The sequence below is a fragment of the Vibrio sp. 378 genome, from assembly GCF_033339435.1.
Genome location: NZ_JAWOUO010000004.1, coordinates 191,707 through 207,172, shown reverse-complemented (window position 1 = coordinate 207,172; position 15,466 = coordinate 191,707). Strand labels below are relative to the sequence as shown.

The 15,466-nt window shown below is 44.1% G+C and carries 15 protein-coding genes, 1 riboswitch and 1 other annotated feature; of the genes, 6 read left to right on the top strand and 9 right to left on the bottom strand.

The genetic code is table 11. The features are described from left to right. The first annotated feature begins 40 nt into the window (after nucleotides 1-40). The 4 genes from R7Q48_RS09725 to R7Q48_RS09710 all read left to right on the top strand — a co-directional run bounded on the left by R7Q48_RS09725 (nucleotide 41) and on the right by R7Q48_RS09710 (nucleotide 3,230). Nucleotides 41-535, top strand: coding sequence for a peptidylprolyl isomerase (locus tag R7Q48_RS09725; protein ID WP_005378156.1), 495 nt, complete (start codon nucleotides 41-43; stop codon nucleotides 533-535). Between the two features lie 60 nt (nucleotides 536-595). Beyond that, on the top strand, nucleotides 596-1,333 hold the full coding sequence (gene lpxH / locus R7Q48_RS09720; protein WP_005389817.1) for a UDP-2,3-diacylglucosamine diphosphatase: 738 nt from the start codon (nucleotides 596-598) through the stop codon (nucleotides 1,331-1,333). A 98-nt stretch (nucleotides 1,334-1,431) separates the two neighbouring features. After that, the gene (locus R7Q48_RS09715; protein WP_005378158.1) at nucleotides 1,432-2,646 is read left to right on the top strand and encodes an EAL and HDOD domain-containing protein; all 1,215 of its coding nucleotides are present in this window, start codon (nucleotides 1,432-1,434) and stop codon (nucleotides 2,644-2,646) included. 80 nt (nucleotides 2,647-2,726) lie between these two features. Then, on the top strand, nucleotides 2,727-3,230 hold the full coding sequence (locus tag R7Q48_RS09710; RefSeq protein ID WP_256902844.1) for a YchJ family protein: 504 nt from the start codon (nucleotides 2,727-2,729) through the stop codon (nucleotides 3,228-3,230). 281 nt (nucleotides 3,231-3,511) lie between these two features. On the opposite strand, the gene hisIE is transcribed toward R7Q48_RS09710, so the two are convergent. The 8 genes from hisIE to hisG form a co-directional block, all read right to left on the bottom strand. Then, nucleotides 3,512-4,147, bottom strand: coding sequence for a bifunctional phosphoribosyl-AMP cyclohydrolase/phosphoribosyl-ATP diphosphatase HisIE (hisIE, locus tag R7Q48_RS09705; RefSeq protein ID WP_256902843.1), 636 nt, complete (start codon nucleotides 4,145-4,147; stop codon nucleotides 3,512-3,514). Then, a complete protein-coding gene (gene hisF / locus R7Q48_RS09700) occupies nucleotides 4,144-4,917 on the bottom strand; it encodes an imidazole glycerol phosphate synthase subunit HisF (protein ID WP_004749837.1) in 774 nt (257 codons plus the stop codon). The genes hisIE and hisF overlap by 4 nt, the downstream gene beginning before the upstream one ends. Then, nucleotides 4,899-5,636, bottom strand: coding sequence for a 1-(5-phosphoribosyl)-5-[(5-phosphoribosylamino)methylideneamino]imidazole-4-carboxamide isomerase (hisA, locus tag R7Q48_RS09695; RefSeq protein ID WP_005390889.1), 738 nt, complete (start codon nucleotides 5,634-5,636; stop codon nucleotides 4,899-4,901). Before hisA ends, hisF begins: the two co-directional genes overlap by 19 nt. Nucleotides 5,637-5,648: 12 nt before the next feature. Further along, nucleotides 5,649-6,263, bottom strand: a complete 615-nt coding sequence (gene hisH, locus R7Q48_RS09690) for an imidazole glycerol phosphate synthase subunit HisH (RefSeq protein ID WP_005450758.1) — start codon at nucleotides 6,261-6,263, stop codon at nucleotides 5,649-5,651. Between the two features lie 26 nt (nucleotides 6,264-6,289). After that, a complete protein-coding gene (hisB, locus tag R7Q48_RS09685) occupies nucleotides 6,290-7,363 on the bottom strand; it encodes a bifunctional histidinol-phosphatase/imidazoleglycerol-phosphate dehydratase HisB (protein WP_010449156.1) in 1,074 nt (357 codons plus the stop codon). Between the two features lie 69 nt (nucleotides 7,364-7,432). Further along, nucleotides 7,433-8,473, bottom strand: a complete 1,041-nt coding sequence (hisC, locus tag R7Q48_RS09680; protein WP_088880578.1) for a histidinol-phosphate transaminase — start codon at nucleotides 8,471-8,473, stop codon at nucleotides 7,433-7,435. A gap of 12 nt (nucleotides 8,474-8,485) precedes the next feature. Next, nucleotides 8,486-9,778 carry a histidinol dehydrogenase gene (gene hisD, locus R7Q48_RS09675; RefSeq protein ID WP_256902842.1) on the bottom strand — a complete coding sequence of 431 codons (1,293 nt, stop codon included), beginning with the start codon at nucleotides 9,776-9,778 and terminating at the stop codon, nucleotides 8,486-8,488. Nucleotides 9,779-9,783: 5 nt separating this feature from the next. Then, nucleotides 9,784-10,680: an ATP phosphoribosyltransferase gene (hisG, locus tag R7Q48_RS09670; RefSeq protein WP_005378180.1), complete on the bottom strand. Its 897-nt coding sequence runs from the start codon at nucleotides 10,678-10,680 to the stop codon at nucleotides 9,784-9,786. A gap of 53 nt (nucleotides 10,681-10,733) precedes the next feature. Further along, nucleotides 10,734-10,871 (bottom strand) — a sequence feature (His leader region). Nucleotides 10,872-11,240: 369 nt separating this feature from the next. Between hisG and R7Q48_RS09665 the strand changes: the two genes are divergently transcribed. Further along, on the top strand, nucleotides 11,241-12,194 hold the full coding sequence (locus R7Q48_RS09665) for a sigma-54 interaction domain-containing protein (RefSeq protein ID WP_005388056.1): 954 nt from the start codon (nucleotides 11,241-11,243) through the stop codon (nucleotides 12,192-12,194). A gap of 323 nt (nucleotides 12,195-12,517) precedes the next feature. Here the strand turns inward: R7Q48_RS09665 and tet(35) are convergent, their stop codons facing one another. Next, nucleotides 12,518-14,119, bottom strand: a complete 1,602-nt coding sequence (gene tet(35), locus R7Q48_RS09660) for a tetracycline efflux Na+/H+ antiporter family transporter Tet(35) (RefSeq protein WP_005378182.1) — start codon at nucleotides 14,117-14,119, stop codon at nucleotides 12,518-12,520. A 109-nt stretch (nucleotides 14,120-14,228) separates the two neighbouring features. Next, nucleotides 14,229-14,411: riboswitch (Lysine riboswitch) on the bottom strand. A gap of 582 nt (nucleotides 14,412-14,993) precedes the next feature. Between tet(35) and R7Q48_RS09655 the strand changes: the two genes are divergently transcribed. Continuing rightward, entirely contained in the window at nucleotides 14,994-15,401 is a 408-nt protein-coding gene (locus R7Q48_RS09655; RefSeq protein ID WP_005378185.1) for an H-NS family nucleoid-associated regulatory protein, read from the top strand. Nucleotides 15,402-15,466: the final 65 nt, after the last annotated feature.

Sequence of the window (15,466 nt, the reverse complement as noted above, 5' to 3'; positions counted from 1 at the left end):
AGAATCTCGGGCTCAACACAACACAGTAAAGGAAAGTAGCATGATCACCCTTCACACTAATTTTGGTGACATCAAGATTCAACTAAACGAAGAGAAAGCGCCAGAGACAAGCGCAAACTTCCTTCAGTACTGCCGCGACGGTTTCTACGACAACACGCTTTTCCACCGTGTTATTGACGGCTTCATGATCCAAGGTGGTGGTATGGAGTCTGGTCTACGTGAAAAAGCGACTCGTGCACCTATCAAGAACGAAGCAAACAATGGCCTTAGCAACAAAGTGGGTACACTTGCTATGGCACGTACTATGGAGCCGCATTCAGCAAGCTCTCAGTTCTTCATCAACGTAAACAACAACACATTCCTAGACTTCCGTAGCGAAAGCCTAGATGGTTGGGGTTACTGTGTGTTCGGTGAAGTAATCGAAGGCATGGACATCGTAAATAAGATCAAAGGCGTTAGCACTGGTTCTTACGGCATGCACCAAGACGTACCTCTAGAAGACGTAGTAATCACTGGTACAACAATTGAAGAGTAATTCTTAGGAATTATTTTTAAAAGATAAGTTAATGGGGAGGCATAGCTTCCCCTTATTTCTATGACGACATTATTTATTTCCGATCTTCACCTTACCCCATCACGTCCTGATATCACGGAATGTTTTGTGACGTTCATGCGAACAGAAGCAACAAAAGCTGATGCACTTTATGTACTCGGCGATCTGTTTGAGTTCTGGATTGGTGACGATGACAACACCCCTTTTGCAGACCAAATCCGTGCAGAATTTAAAGCACTGACGGATGCGGGTGTGCCAACTTTTTTCATCCAAGGCAATCGAGATTTTTTACTCGGCAAACGCTTTTGCAAAGAAACCGGTATGACATTACTCGACGATGTCTGCACGATTGATCTTTATGGTCAAAAAGCCGTAATCCTACATGGCGATACGCTCTGCATTGACGATGTGAAATACCAAGAGTTTAGAAAAACCGTTCACAAGCCATGGCTACAATGGTTGTTTAACCGTATTCCTTGGTTCATTAAGAAGAAAATTGTCTCAAAAGTTCAATCCGATATTCGTGATGATAAAATGAGCAAGTCATTAGATATCATGGACGTCAACCAAAATGAGGTCGAGAAAGTGATGTCTCAGAACTGCGTCAACTTAATGATTCATGGTCACACACATCGCCCGAACACACATTTTTTTGACGTCGATGGCGTTAAAAAGACCCGAATTGTTTTAGGGGATTGGTATACGCAAGGCTCAGTTTTAAAAGTAAATTCTGATAGTTTTGACCTACAAACGAGACCGTTCATACAGAATTTGCGTTAAGCATGTAGAGCGTGTAGAAGATTCACGCTCAAGTCGTAGATATTTTGTAAAAAATCGCTATTATCATAATACTAAGTTAAACAGAACGAAGTACCTAATTGAAGTATTCTTACGTAGCTCGCCAACCGATTCTGGATAGAGAAAAACGAACCATAGGTTACGAACTCCTCTTTCGAGACGGCCCTAAAAATACCTTCCCTGAAGTAGAACCAGAGCTGGCTACTAGTCGACTGCTATCCGATCATTTTTTATCGACGCATTACAACACATTAGGAAACAAACTTGGCTTTGTTAACTTTCCGCATCAAAGCTTGGTGAACTTGGTCCCAACTTTGTTCCCTAAAGAATCTCTCGTCATTGAAGTCCTTGAAGACTGCGAACCGACAGAAGAACTGTTAGAAGCCATCAAGCACCTTCATGAGTGCGGATACAAAATTGCTCTGGATGATTTTGTTCCGACGAAAGCTTGGAAGCGTTTTCTTCCATACGTTTCCATGATCAAGTTTGATATTAGACTTGTGCCGATCAAGAAAGCTGCCATTTTTATTCAGGCGTTGAGCCCATTTAAAATCGACTTTCTTGCGGAAAAGGTAGAGACCTATGAAGAGTTTGAGCAAGCTCTAGAAGCCGGTTTTAACTATTTTCAAGGGTATTTTTTTAGCAAACCTGAGATGATCCAGAAAAAACGGTTGAACCCCGCGTTTCTTACCGTCATCCAACTTTGTAAAGAGATTGCTGATAAGCCCATCGACTTCAATGAGGTTGAACGTCTGTTTTCGATTGATGTGACGCTGTCATACAAGCTGCTTACTTACGTAAATTCAGGATATACATTAACGACTAAGATCAAATCGTTCAGACAGGCGCTTATTTATCTGGGTGAAGAGCGACTACGACGCTTTATTTCCTTAGTTGCAATTGCGTCCGTTCAAGAAGATAAACCTGACTCTCTTTACTCTTTAGCGATTCAGCGTGCACGAATGTGTGAACTGTTACTTAGTCAAATGAACACTAGGTATGACCCTGGGCAGGCTTTTTTGACAGGCATGTTTTCTTTACTCGGATCTTTGCTCGATCAACCGCTCTCGGATGTCATTGAAGATATCCCCGTTGACGAAGATATAAAACTCGCATTAACCAGTCGAAAAGGCGTACTTGGTCACTTACTTTCGATGACGATCGCCTACGAACAAGCGGACTGGGAGTTAGCCGAGCGATATTGCACCGTTCTTAAATTAACCGAACCTCAATTAGCAGACGCTTTTAATCAATCGACGGAATGGGCTCAAGAACTGCTGTCTCAAACGCCCTAAATCGCTATAATGCCTCACCTCCAGCCTCGCAATTGTGAGGTTGTTTGTTTTTACCGCTTAATTAATCGAGATTTCATTTTATGGCTTCTTCTTGCCCTTGCGGATCTAACCGCACCTACCAACAGTGTTGTGAAATTGCCCACAATAACCACGCTGACGTCACCACTCCAGAGCAGTTAATGCGCTCTCGTTACAGTGCGCATGTGTTAGGTCTAGTCGATTACGTGGTGAACACGTACCACCCAAGCTGTAATGCAGAAGAGCAACGCGAAGGCATTGCCCAGTCGATAGATAGCGATTGGTGCAAGCTTGAGGTAGTAAAAGCTGAAGCGGGTAGCAGTGAGAATGAAGGTTTTGTTGAATTCAACGCTTACTTTGATGAGGACGGCAAACGCTACTGTATGACAGAACGTTCTCGTTTCGTGAAAGAAGATGGGCTTTGGTACTACATTGATGGCACGTTCCCAGAAGAAGAGCCGGAACAAGATCCACGTTTGAACCAAACAGTAAGCAGTCTAAAGGTCGGCCGTAACGACCCGTGTATCTGTGGAAGCGGTAAGAAATTCAAGAAGTGTTGTGGGTAATCGCACCCACACCTAGCTTATTGAGCCCGCTTTAATGAGATTTCTGATCTCACCTAAGCCCGTCGGAATAACGTGGATATGTGCTTTCGTTTGAAATAGATAACTCTACTTCAAATACCGTTAGAAAATATATCGTCATTCTCAACAACGAAGAACAAGCGTGATTCAGAATCTAATCACCTTAAGCTCTGCTGTCAGGTTTCCCCACCGAATCAACAATATTACATTAAAAAAGCCCCTAGACTCTTGAGTCATAGGGGCTTTCATTTAACTATCGCAGCTTATTTATGACGCTCTTTCAGTTTATTCACTACGTCATTCATCGATAGGCCTTGGTCTTGAAGCAATACCATTAAGTGATAAATCAAGTCTGCCGATTCACACACTAACTCCGCCTTATCGCCCGACGTCGCCGCAAGCGCGACTTCAACGCCTTCTTCGCCCACTTTTTGCGAAATACGCTTGGTGCCACGGGCATAAAGACTGGCAGTATAAGAGGAATCTGGGTCGGCACTCTTGCGGGCAGCCAATAGCTGCTCAAGTTGATGAAGCCACACCATTTGTGACTCCTCTTGAGGGTCCACATCCCAGCAAGTTGTGTTACCCAAGTGACACGTAGGACCAATGGGATTCACTTTCACCAGTAGCGTATCGTTGTCGCAATCTAGCTGCATGTTCACCAATTGCAATACGTTGCCAGAGGTCTCACCTTTCGTCCAAAGACGCTGTTTAGTTCGAGAGAAAAACGTCACTTGACCTGTTGCGCCCGTTTTTGCCAACGCATCTTGGTTCATGTAACCCATCATCAGCACTTGGCTTGATTGAAAATCTTGTACGATGGCAGGTACCAGACCATCCACCTTTTCCCAGTTGATTCGCTCAGCTAGCGAACTTACTTCGGCGGCTTTTACACTCATAGTCGTACCTCAATGCCTTGTTGTTTCAAATACTGCTTTAGTTCACCAATATTGATGACTTGTTTGTGGAATACCGATGCAGCAAGCGCGCCATCCACATTGGCTTTTTGGTAGGCTTCTGCGAAGTGCTCCATGGCACCAGCACCACCCGATGCAATCAGCGGTACGTTACATACTTCGCGCACCATATTCAGTTGTTCGATGTCGTAGCCGTTACGCACACCGTCTTGGTTCATCATGTTCAGTACGATTTCACCAGCGCCACGTTTTTGTACTTCTTGCACCCAATCACGCGTTTCCCATTGGGTCGCTTTAGTGCGTTCTTCATCACCAGTAAACTGGTAAACCTGATACTTGCCGGTCTCTTTGTCGTAGTATGAATCGATACCAACGACAATACATTGCACACCAAATTTATCAGCAAGGTCAGTAATCAACTGAGGGTTCGCCAGTGCAGGTGAGTTGATAGACACCTTGTCTGCGCCAAATTCAAGAATGCGTGCTGCGTCTTCTGCTGACTTAATGCCACCAGCCACACAGAACGGAATATCAATCACTTCTGCAACGCGAGCGACCCAACTTTTATCGACGACACGACCATCACTAGAAGCGGTAATATCGTAGAACACAAGCTCGTCAGCCCCTTCTTCTGCATAACGCTGCGCCAGAGGAACGATGTCGCCAATAATTTCGTGGTTGCGAAACTGGACGCCCTTTACCACTTGTCCATCACGAACATCAAGACATGGAATTATTCGCTTTGCCAACATGCAAACGCCTCCTCTGCTGTGAACTTACCATCTAATAGTGCACGACCAACAATCACGCCAGCAACACCGCTGCCTTTTAGTGCTTCGATATCCGCTAATGAACCGATGCCGCCTGAAGATTGGAACTGCACTTGTGGGTACTGTTTACATAAGTCGACGTAAAGTTCAACGTTTGAGCCTTCTAGCGTGCCGTCACGAGAAATGTCCGTGCAAAGCACATGCTGTAGACCTACCGTCAGATAATCGTTGATCAAAGCTTCGATGGTCACGCCTGAATCTTCTTGCCAACCCGAGATCGCCACTTTACGCGTGCCGTCTTGGTCGATGTTGATGTCTAGCGCGAGAACGATTTTCTCTGCGCCGTATTTTTCCATCCAACCTTTCACAAGCTCTGGTTGTTTTACTGCTGTAGAACCGACTACAACACGCTGCGCACCGGCTTCTAACAGATCAATCACGTCTTGCTCTGTACGCACACCACCACCGATTTGGATGTTCGCTGGCGTGCTTGCTAGTAGCTTTGCAATCAAATCAAGCTGACGCGCTGTTGTGTCTTTCGCGCCAGTCAAATCCACTAAGTGTAGCCAGTTAGCACCCGCTTGGTGATACAAATTGAACTGCTCTGCTGGGTCGACTTTGTACTCGGTTACTTGGCCGTAATCACCTTGATAAAGGCGAACCACCTGTCCTTCAATTAAATCAAGAGCTGGAATAATCACACTAAATCCCTTTTATAATTCTAAGAAGTTTTGAATAAGCTTCGCGCCCGCTTTTGAAGAACGCTCAGGGTGGAACTGCACACCGTAGTAGTTGCCACTTTGTACTGCGGCTGTGAACGGGTTGCCGTATTCACATTCAGCAATCGTGTAATCCCCAACTGGCATCGCAAAGCTGTGCACGAAGTAGAAGTACTCACCTTCTTCAATACCTTTGAACAGTGGGTTACCTGCTTTTGCAGACACCGTGTTCCAGCCCATATGCGGCAGCGGTAAGTCGCCAGTCTGTAGCAACTTCACTTCACCGTCACAAAGTCCAAGACACTCGACTAACTCGTCGGCTTTCTGGCCTTTTTCTTGAGACACTTTGCCCAACAGTTGCATGCCTAAACAGATACCTAGTAGCGGCTTCTCTACCTGTTTTACCAAGCTGATTAGGTCACGCTCTTCTAGGTTTTTCATCGCTTCACTGGCGGTTCCCACGCCCGGTAGGAATAGCTTGTCAGCGGCCAATACAACTTGTGGATCTTTTGAAATCGTTACGTCATAACCTAGGCGTTCAATAGCAAACTTCACCGAAGAGACGTTGGCACAGCCAGTATCGATAATGACAACTTTCTGTTCTGTCACTGTTTTTCTCCTTGCTAACGTTAGCCTTAAAGTACGCCTTTACTACTCGGTAGCTCGGTGCCTTCTACTTTGATTGCTTGGCGCAGAGTGCGACCAAACGCTTTAAATAGGCTCTCAATGATGTGGTGATCATTGTTACCCGCAGAAGAAAGGTGCAGCGTACACGCTAGGGTGTCAGTCAGAGAACGGAAGAAGTGAACCACCATCTCTGTTGAAAGGTCACCCACTTGCTCACGGCTAAACTGCGCGTCGAACTTAAGGTAAGGACGACCAGATAGGTCCAGTGCACATTGTGCCAAGCACTCATCCATTGGCAGGCTGAAACCAAAGCGACCAATACCACGTTTGTCACCCAGTGCTTCTTTCAATGCCTGACCCAAAGCAAGAGCGGTATCTTCTACCGTGTGGTGATCATCAATGTGCAGGTCACCTTCTACTTTGCACACCATCTGGAATCCGCCGTGTGTCGCGATTTGATCCAGCATGTGGTCGAAGAAGCCAAGACCAGTAGAGATGTCATTGCTGCCTTGTTCATCAAGGTTCACCGCAACTTTGATGTCTGTTTCTTTCGTAGTACGAATCACTTCAGCAACGCGTGCCTTCACCGTTAGATCTTTCAAGATCTGTTTCCAACCCATGGTTTCTGGGTTGTATTGAATGCCACGAATTGCCATGTTTTCTGCAAGTTGAAGATCGGTTTGACGATCGCCAATCACAACAGAGTTTTGGAAATCAACTTTGCCACCTTGAAGATACTCTTTTACCAAGCCTAGTTTAGGCTTACGGCAAGAGCAGTTATCTTCATCGAAGTGAGGACAAATCAGCACGTCATCAAACTTTACACCTTGAGATTCAAAGATCTCCATCATCATGTTGTGTGGAGCATCAAAGTCTGCTTGTGGGTAGCTGTCGGTACCCAAACCATCTTGGTTAGTTACCATCACTAGGCGGTATCCTGCATCCTGTAACGACAACAGGCTTGGGATAACAAATGGCTCTAGTTTTAGCTTATCTAAACGGTCTACTTGAAAATCAACTGGCGGCTCAACAATTAAGGTGCCATCACGGTCGATAAAAAGGATTTTTTGTTGTTTGCTCACTCGAACTTCCTTATTGCTATTCTTTTGGCGCTCCCACTATTGAGCGAGAGCGATAAATTTTTTCTCTACTTATGAGTAGTAGTTTCTAATAAATCCAAGTGTTTTTTCGCACTCGTCACGGTTCCCTACACTGATACGTACACAGTTTTCGATTGGCGAGTTACGCAGAATAATACCCGTCTCCCAAGCGGCTTTGAAAAGCCCATCACCATCTGGGAATTTCACCAATAGGTAGTTACCCCATCCTTCAAAAACCTCCAGCCCCGGAATCATCGACAAACCCACCTGTAAGTAAGCACGGTTCGCGTTCAAGTCGAGAACTTGGAACTTCGCTCGCGCTAGGCCTGCTTCAGAAAGCGCTTGAGTGGCAATTTCTGCTACTGGCACCGGTACTGGATATGGTGCGATAACTTTAAGAAGTACATTAATCAGCTCTTCGTTCGCAAGCGTAAATCCACAACGCAGACCTGCAAGCGCAAAAGCTTTCGACAGAGTGCGCAGAATTGCGAGATTCGGGTATTGCGCCAGTAAATCTACCGTTGATGCTTCAGGGCAAAAATCAATGTACGCTTCATCCATCACCACGATTGCACGGTCTTTTGTCATCTCAAGCAGAGAGACAATATCTTCACGCTTAACTAAGTTACCCGTTGGGTTGTTTGGCGAACATACAAAAACCAGTTTCACGTTATCCAGATTAGCTTCGATACCTGCAAGGTCTAGTTGCCAATCTGACGTTAGTGGCACGGTTTTTCGCTCGACACCAATGGTTTCTGCGCTGATGGCATACATACCGTAAGTTGGTGGACAGTAAAGAATCGCATCTTCACCCGGCTCACAGAAAGCACGAATCAGTAGTTCAATGCCTTCATCTGCACCGCGAGAAGTCAGCGTTTGTTCTGGTTTCACACCCGCATACGCTGCGTAAGCGGAAATCAGTTCTTTCGGTTGGCATTCGCTGTAACGATTAAGACGAGCAAAGTCTGTTTTGTATTCATTGTTAAATGGTGATTCGTTGGCATTTAGCCATACGTCACCGGTACCACCAATTCGGCGAGCCGATAAATAAGGGGTAAGTTGTTGGACTTGTTTACGCGCTAGCTTTTCCATCTCATTGTCCTCTTACTTTGCTGCCAATTTTTCTACGCGGATAGTCACTGCACGTTTGTGTGCATCTAAGCCTTCCGCTTCAGCCATTGTGACTACTGTAGGGGCAAGGTTCTTTAGACCATCAGCAGACAGCTCTTGAATCGTCATACGCTTAGAGAAGTCCGCCAAGCCTAAGCTTGAATAAGTACGTGTGTAACCGTAAGTAGGAAGAACGTGGTTAGTACCAGATGCGTAATCACCTGCTGATTCAGGCGACCAATCACCGAGGAAAATAGAACCTGCGTTGTCTAATAGAGGCAGAAGCTCGCGTGGGTTCTTAGTCTGAACAATTAAGTGCTCAGGACCGTAGTAATTGGAAATAGAAACTGACTGCGTCATCGACTCGGAAATAATGATCAAGCTTGATGCCAGAGCCTTTTCTGCGATGTCTGCACGAGATAGCTCCTTAAGCTGACGTTGAACCGCATCCGTCACTTGATCAGCAATCACAGGAGAAGGAGTCACCAATACCACTTGAGAATCAGGACCGTGTTCCGCTTGGCTCAAAAGATCCGCAGCGATAAAGTCTGCATCTGCGGTTTCATCTGCAATCACTAACACTTCTGATGGCCCTGCTGGCATATCAATCGCAGCACCGCGGAAATCATTGCTAACCTGTCGTTTTGCTTCGGTCACGTAAGCGTTGCCCGGACCAAAGATCTTATCTACTTTCGATACCGTCTCGGTGCCATAAGCCATTGCAGCAACTGCTTGGCCACCACCGACGTTGTACACTTCATCAATGCCACACAGTTTCGCGACATAAAGGATCTCATCAGCGATTGGCGGTGGAGAACAAAGAACGACTTTACGACAACCTGCAATTTTTGCAGGAACGCCGAGCATCAAAACAGTCGATGGCAAAGGCGCACTGCCACCCGGAATGTACAAACCCACTTTTTGAATTGGGCGTGTTACTTGTTCACAAAGGACACCTGGCTGGGTTTCCACCTTGATCGGTTGCGGCTTTTGCGCTTTGTGGAACTTAGAAATATTGGCGTAAGCTTGCTCTAATGCGCTCTTCATTGACTCTGACAAACGCTCTGACGCTGCCTTAATTTCCTGAGAAGAAACACGAATGGATTCAGGCTTAACACGGTCAAACTTTTCGGTCAGCTCAATAAGAGCAGAGTCACCTTCTTCTCGAACTTTAGCAATAACTTCGGCCACAGCAGTGGTGATATTGGCACCTTCTGCAATAGCAGGGCGCTCCAAAATAGAGTCTTGCTGATTCTCACTTAATGATTGCCAAACGACTGTTCTCATGATGCTTACTCCATCATTTTTTCAATTGGTAGAACGAGAATTGAACTTGCGCCCAACTCTTTCAGCTGTTCCATTGTTTCCCAGAACAGGTTTTCAGAACTCACTAAGTGAACAGCCATTTTCTGCTTATCTGCAGAAAGAGGAAGAACAGTTGGGTCTTCAGCACCTGGCAGTAGTGCTTTAATTTGATCTAACTTCTCTGCTGGGGCGTGAAGCATAATGTACTTAGATTCTTTCGCTTGCTGCACGCCTTGCATGCGAGTTAACAGCTTTTCGATTAGCGCCACTTTGTCTGCGTCGAACTCACCTGTGCGTTGAATCAATGTCGCTTTTGATTTGAAGATAATTTCAGCTTCTTTAAGGCCGTTCGCTTCCAGTGTTGCACCTGTAGAAACCAAATCAGCGATAGCATCAGCGAGACCCGCGCGAGGCGCAACTTCTACAGAGCCTGTCAGCATACATGTAGAGAATGGAACGCCGGCTTCATCCATGTACGCTTTTAGAAGTTGAGGATACGTTGTAGCAATACGCTTGCCAGCTAAGTCTTGTGGACCGTTGTACTCTTCGTCCTTGTCGATTGCGATAGATAAACGACAGCCACCAAAATCAAGTCGACGAAGCTGAACAAACTCGCAGGGTTCACCTAATGCTTTGCGGTCAAGGCGAACTTCTTCTAGCTCATTTTCGCCAATAAAGCCAAGGTCAACCACGCCATCCATAATTAAACCTGGGATGTCGTCGTCACGAACCAAGAGTAAATCAATTGGCATATTTTCAGAATGGACAACTAAACGCTCGCCCATTACGTTGAACTTTACGCCGCACTGTTTTAGTAGAGCTTGACTCTCTTTGCTAAGACGACCTTTTTTCTGAATTGCGATTCTTAAACGTTGTGTTTGCATTGCTTTGTCCCTATGCAAGATTTTGATATCTAAGTATTTTTCAAACTAATAAAACTAAAAAACCCTCGGGAGATTGAAGTCTCCCGAGGGTTTAAAATCTGCTTTTACTTTGATTTTACCTCCGGGAGTTTCCTGCCTCCCGGGTATGCGTACATCGCCCGAAAGACTAGATTGGGTGATGATGGTGATGAATGTTCATTACAAAATTACGCATACTTATTTAAGGCTCTTTTTGAGTTGCTTTGTTAGTAACCACACTAACTAAGGATTCTATATTTTTCAATACTCAATTGAATATTTTCTAAATATTTTTCACAAGACATTGATTTAAATGAAATTAAATTCTTTTCCATATTGAATACTCTGGTGGAAAGAACACCTCCAATCAGCTCTACTCTGACGAAGAAAGCGAAGAATAGTATGAATATCCACCAAATCAACTATTTAGACCGTACCCAACCCATTAATTGACATTTTTCTCAATAAAGAGACAGCAACTCACGTTTGAGACAAGTCATTCAAAACTATTATTAGAGCGGGGCAAAAAATAGTGATTAACAATGAAACTGCGTAACGGTAGTAATAAACAAGCTGTAGATTTCGACGATACGGCACTATACCCGTTGATCGGCAATAGTGCCTGTATCCAAGAACTTCGTACTGCAATACAAAAGTACGCTCAATGTGATGCTGAAGTCCTCATTCAGGGTGAAACTGGTGTTGGGAAAGGTCTTTGCGCTCGCCTTATTCATCAATTGTCGAACAGACACTCAGCACCTTTTGTGGAAGTCAACTGTGGAGCCATTCCAAGTGGTCTTATTGCATCCGAGCTTTTCGGCCATGAAAAAGGAGCATTTACAGGCGCAATCTCAGAGCGTATAGGTTTTATTCAAAAGGCACATAAAGGCACCCTATTTCTTGATGAAATTGGTGACATGCCACCAGACTTACAAATCCACCTCCTTCACTTTTTGGAGAGTAAACAAATCCATAAAGTCGGAGCGGATAAATTCATTGACGTGGACTGTAGGGTCATTGCAGCAAGCCACGTGGATTTGAAAAATGAGGTCGTACAAGGAGGATTTCGTGAAGATCTATTCTATCGGCTTAATATATTGCCATTAACTATCCCTCCACTGAGAAAGCGTGGAAAAGACATTATTATTTTATCCGAACACTTTCTAGCAGATCTGTCTCATGGTCAGGTACAAAAAATGTCTGATAAGGTAAAAGCCAAGCTCCTCAAACATCGTTGGCCAGGCAACGTAAGAGAACTGCGTAATGTCATCCAACGAGCAATTGTCATGTGTGAAGATCACACGCTTCTCGTCGCTGACTTGGGCCTTGATAACAATGAGAGGCAATTGCTCCCTTCTGTGGACCAAATTGATCTCGACTACCTACTGCAAGCTATCGAAGAAAATAAACACAATATGAGTGCGGCTGCACGTCACCTCGGCATTTCAAGAACAACGCTTTATCGATTAATAAAGAAATACAACTTAAATGTTTAAATACTGTATAGGTGTAACGTAACACTGTGTAACAGGTAACTCTTTAGATATCATTTAGTTAACTCTGCATCGCAACCATGCGGATTTTTCTGTATTAAAAATCAAAAGCTTAAAATGGGCATAGTCTTTGCTTAGAACTAAGAAGAAGATGGATTGCTTTTCCATTACAGCCCATCAAGGAGAGCTCGGTACACAAACAATTCGCTCTTAACACGAGACTTTTATCCCCAAAAACGCGATTGCCCCCCTCACCTAAGTCGCGTTAAAAAAAGCTCCGCTAAATTAGCGGAGCTTCCCTCTGTAACGAATCTATTCAAAACAACTTACGCACTCTGGCAAGACGCTATTTTAGACTTTGAAAGCCATGACAAAATAGCGCAAACGATAACGAATGTTATCGACGCTGCAATGAACGAGAACGCAATTGAAGCAGTCATACCAAGGGCAATAAAGCCGACGCATGAAACAAGCGCGACTGATAATGCATAAGGTAGCTGTGTTGATACGTGATCAATGTGGTTACAACGTGCACCCGTCGATGACAAGATAGTCGTATCTGAGATTGGTGAACAATGGTCACCGAATACCGCACCAGCTAAAACCGCACTCAACATCGGTAGCATTAGCGCTACGTCTGTTGCACCAGCCATGTCTCCGGCGATTGGAAGCATGATGCCGAACGTACCCCATGAAGTACCTGTTGAGAACGCCATCAGGCCAGACAGCAGGAATAAGATAACTGGGAGCCAATGAGGGTTGATATTTCCCTGCGCCATTGTCGAAAGGTAAGTACCAGTCTTCATATCACCGATAACAGAGCCAATGGTCCAGGCAAATACTAAGATTAGAATCGCACCAAACATAGACTTAGCACCAATCCAAAGTGTACGTGCGATCTCAGCCATTGGTAGACCTTGCTTCACAACAGTAAACAGTGCAACTGCTAAGCCAAGCAAGCTACCGTAGATTAGTGATGTACCTACATCTGTATTTTCAAAAGCACCAAGAAGCGCAAACTCCTTACCATCAGCAGCCAATGCTTGGCCACCCGTGTAAAGCATTGAAGCGATAGTCGCGATAATCAGCGTCACGATAGGAAGTATCAAATCTGACACTTTACCCTTTTCACTTTCACGGATATCTAGCTCTTCATTTAGGTCATGCGCTTCTTGCGAGTCATTTTCTTTGTCTTTATCAAAGCCACGACCTTGCGATGCAGAGATCTCATGCTCACGCATTTTACCAATATCAAGACCAAACCACGCAACAGCGAACACCATTAGCAGCGCAAAAACGGCGTAGAAGTTCATTGGGATAAGACGAACATATGCGCCAAGAGCCGAATACTCTGTGATCCCATGTGAGACTAAGATCCCGCCAATAATAGTAATAATGTAAGCACCCCAGCTAGAAGCAGGCATAATTACACACATTGGAGCAGCGGTTGAGTCTAGAATGTACGCAAGCTTAGCGCGAGACACATAAAAGCGATCGGTTACTGGGCGAGAGATCGCACCAACAGCAAGGCTATTAAAGTAATCATCGACAAAAATGAATACGCCTAAAAAGGCGGCAAGAAGTTTGGAGCCGCGTTTACTCTTCACTCGAGATTGTGCCCATTCAGCAAAAGCACGAGTACCGCCAGAAAGCGTTAATAAAGCTGTTGTCATACCTAATAAGATTAGGAAACCAACAATGCTCATGTTCCAAGTGTTAATTCCGCCATCTTCAATAAAGACAGAAGAAACTTGAGAACTGACGTAACCTGCGGTGTCGCTGATAGACCAGCTATTAAGTAGCACCGCACCTAGCACGATACCTACACCCAAGGAAACTAATACACGTCGAGTCAAAATCGCCAAAGTCAAAGCGACAATAGGTGGCAATAATGAAACAGGAGAACTAGAAAAATCTATTAAATTCATGATCTTCAAAAACCAAAGTTTGGCTAGAGATCTACTGCAGACAAGTCACGTAGCATACGATACGTGCTCATGTTGAACTTAGCGACAGGGAAGCGAACACTCCACCCAACCCTACAGTAGCGCTCCATAGTTTAATGTGAATATATACTATGGCAGTGTTGTTCCTTTCAGATACAACCCCAGCAAGTAACTTTGATGAGTTACTTACTTCGGCAATCTTCGCCTTCCACTATTATTCATTGGCATCACCCCAATAATAGCTACTCTTCGAGACCGCGCCTCTACGGCAACAACAAACAATTAACCACTAACTGTACAAATTAACAACAAATTGTCTGCAATATTGCATCAGGTGGCAGCCATTGTACTTATGATGAGAGTCAATGCAACACATCAAACTAAATTAAACAAATAAATAATGACTGAGATAATTTATAAACCTTGCCTACTTCCATAAGTTTTGTGCAACTGAAATCACATCAATCATGTTATTTATGAAACATTATTACTACCTTAGAAATATCATGGTTTATCTTATATCAATAAATTAAGGATATATGACACACCATTAAAGATGGATGCTTCATATTTTTAAGTAATAACTCAAATTTTTTTATAAAAAACCAAGCTGTCGCTCTCTCTATACAATAATGATTGTTGATTTTAGTTCTCATCTAATAATGATTTATTTCGAGTGTAATAATATTAATTGCTTTAAAAAATAGTCAAATTTAAACAAAATCTTGATTTAGCATTTGCACATAAGGAAAAGATAAAGTTAAATATAAGGACTCTTTGTTTATTTATAGATTGGCATTATTTAATCGTAACGATAAAAAGTGCCCAACACATTAACCTTTTAATAGGAATCGTTATGTCAGAGCTGACTAAAACCCTTCTAAATATCCGTAGCCTTCGTGCATTTTCTCGTGAGCTGACTCTAGAACAATTGGAAGAAGCTCTAGATAAACTCACTACTGTCGTAGATGAGCGTCGTGAAGCAGAAGAAGCAGAACGCGCAGCACAAGCAGAGCAAGAAGCTAAGCTTGCAGAGATTGCTGAGAAAATCGCTCAAGACGGTATTGACGTAGAAGCACTTATTACTGCGCTATCTGGCGAAACTAAGACGAAAGGCAAAGCGAAGCGCGCACCTCGCCCTGCTAAATACAAATACACAGATTCAAACGGTAATGAGAAAACTTGGACTGGCCAAGGTCGTACACCTTCGGCGATTCAAGAGCAACTTGATGCAGGTAAATCTCTGGATGAGTTCCTAATCTAGATCCGTGCTATTTTTAAAAGGCTCCCATAGGGAGCCTTTTTTATTTAAACCATTACAAATAAAAA

Coding starts and splice junctions, on each gene's coding strand:
- R7Q48_RS09710 (WP_256902844.1), top strand. CDS start 2,727: ATGGCTTCTTCTTGCCCTTGCGGATCTAACCGCACCTACCAACAGTGT.
- hisG (WP_005378180.1), bottom strand. CDS start 10,680: ATGCAAACACAACGTTTAAGAATCGCAATTCAGAAAAAAGGTCGTCTT.
- hisF (WP_004749837.1), bottom strand. CDS start 4,917: ATGTTGGCAAAGCGAATAATTCCATGTCTTGATGTTCGTGATGGACAA.
- R7Q48_RS09665 (WP_005388056.1), top strand. CDS start 11,241: ATGAAACTGCGTAACGGTAGTAATAAACAAGCTGTAGATTTCGACGAT.
- lpxH (WP_005389817.1), top strand. CDS start 596: ATGACGACATTATTTATTTCCGATCTTCACCTTACCCCATCACGTCCT.
- R7Q48_RS09655 (WP_005378185.1), top strand. CDS start 14,994: ATGTCAGAGCTGACTAAAACCCTTCTAAATATCCGTAGCCTTCGTGCA.
- hisD (WP_256902842.1), bottom strand. CDS start 9,778: ATGAGAACAGTCGTTTGGCAATCATTAAGTGAGAATCAGCAAGACTCT.
- R7Q48_RS09725 (WP_005378156.1), top strand. CDS start 41: ATGATCACCCTTCACACTAATTTTGGTGACATCAAGATTCAACTAAAC.
- hisC (WP_088880578.1), bottom strand. CDS start 8,473: ATGGAAAAGCTAGCGCGTAAACAAGTCCAACAACTTACCCCTTATTTA.
- hisIE (WP_256902843.1), bottom strand. CDS start 4,147: ATGAGTGTAAAAGCCGCCGAAGTAAGTTCGCTAGCTGAGCGAATCAAC.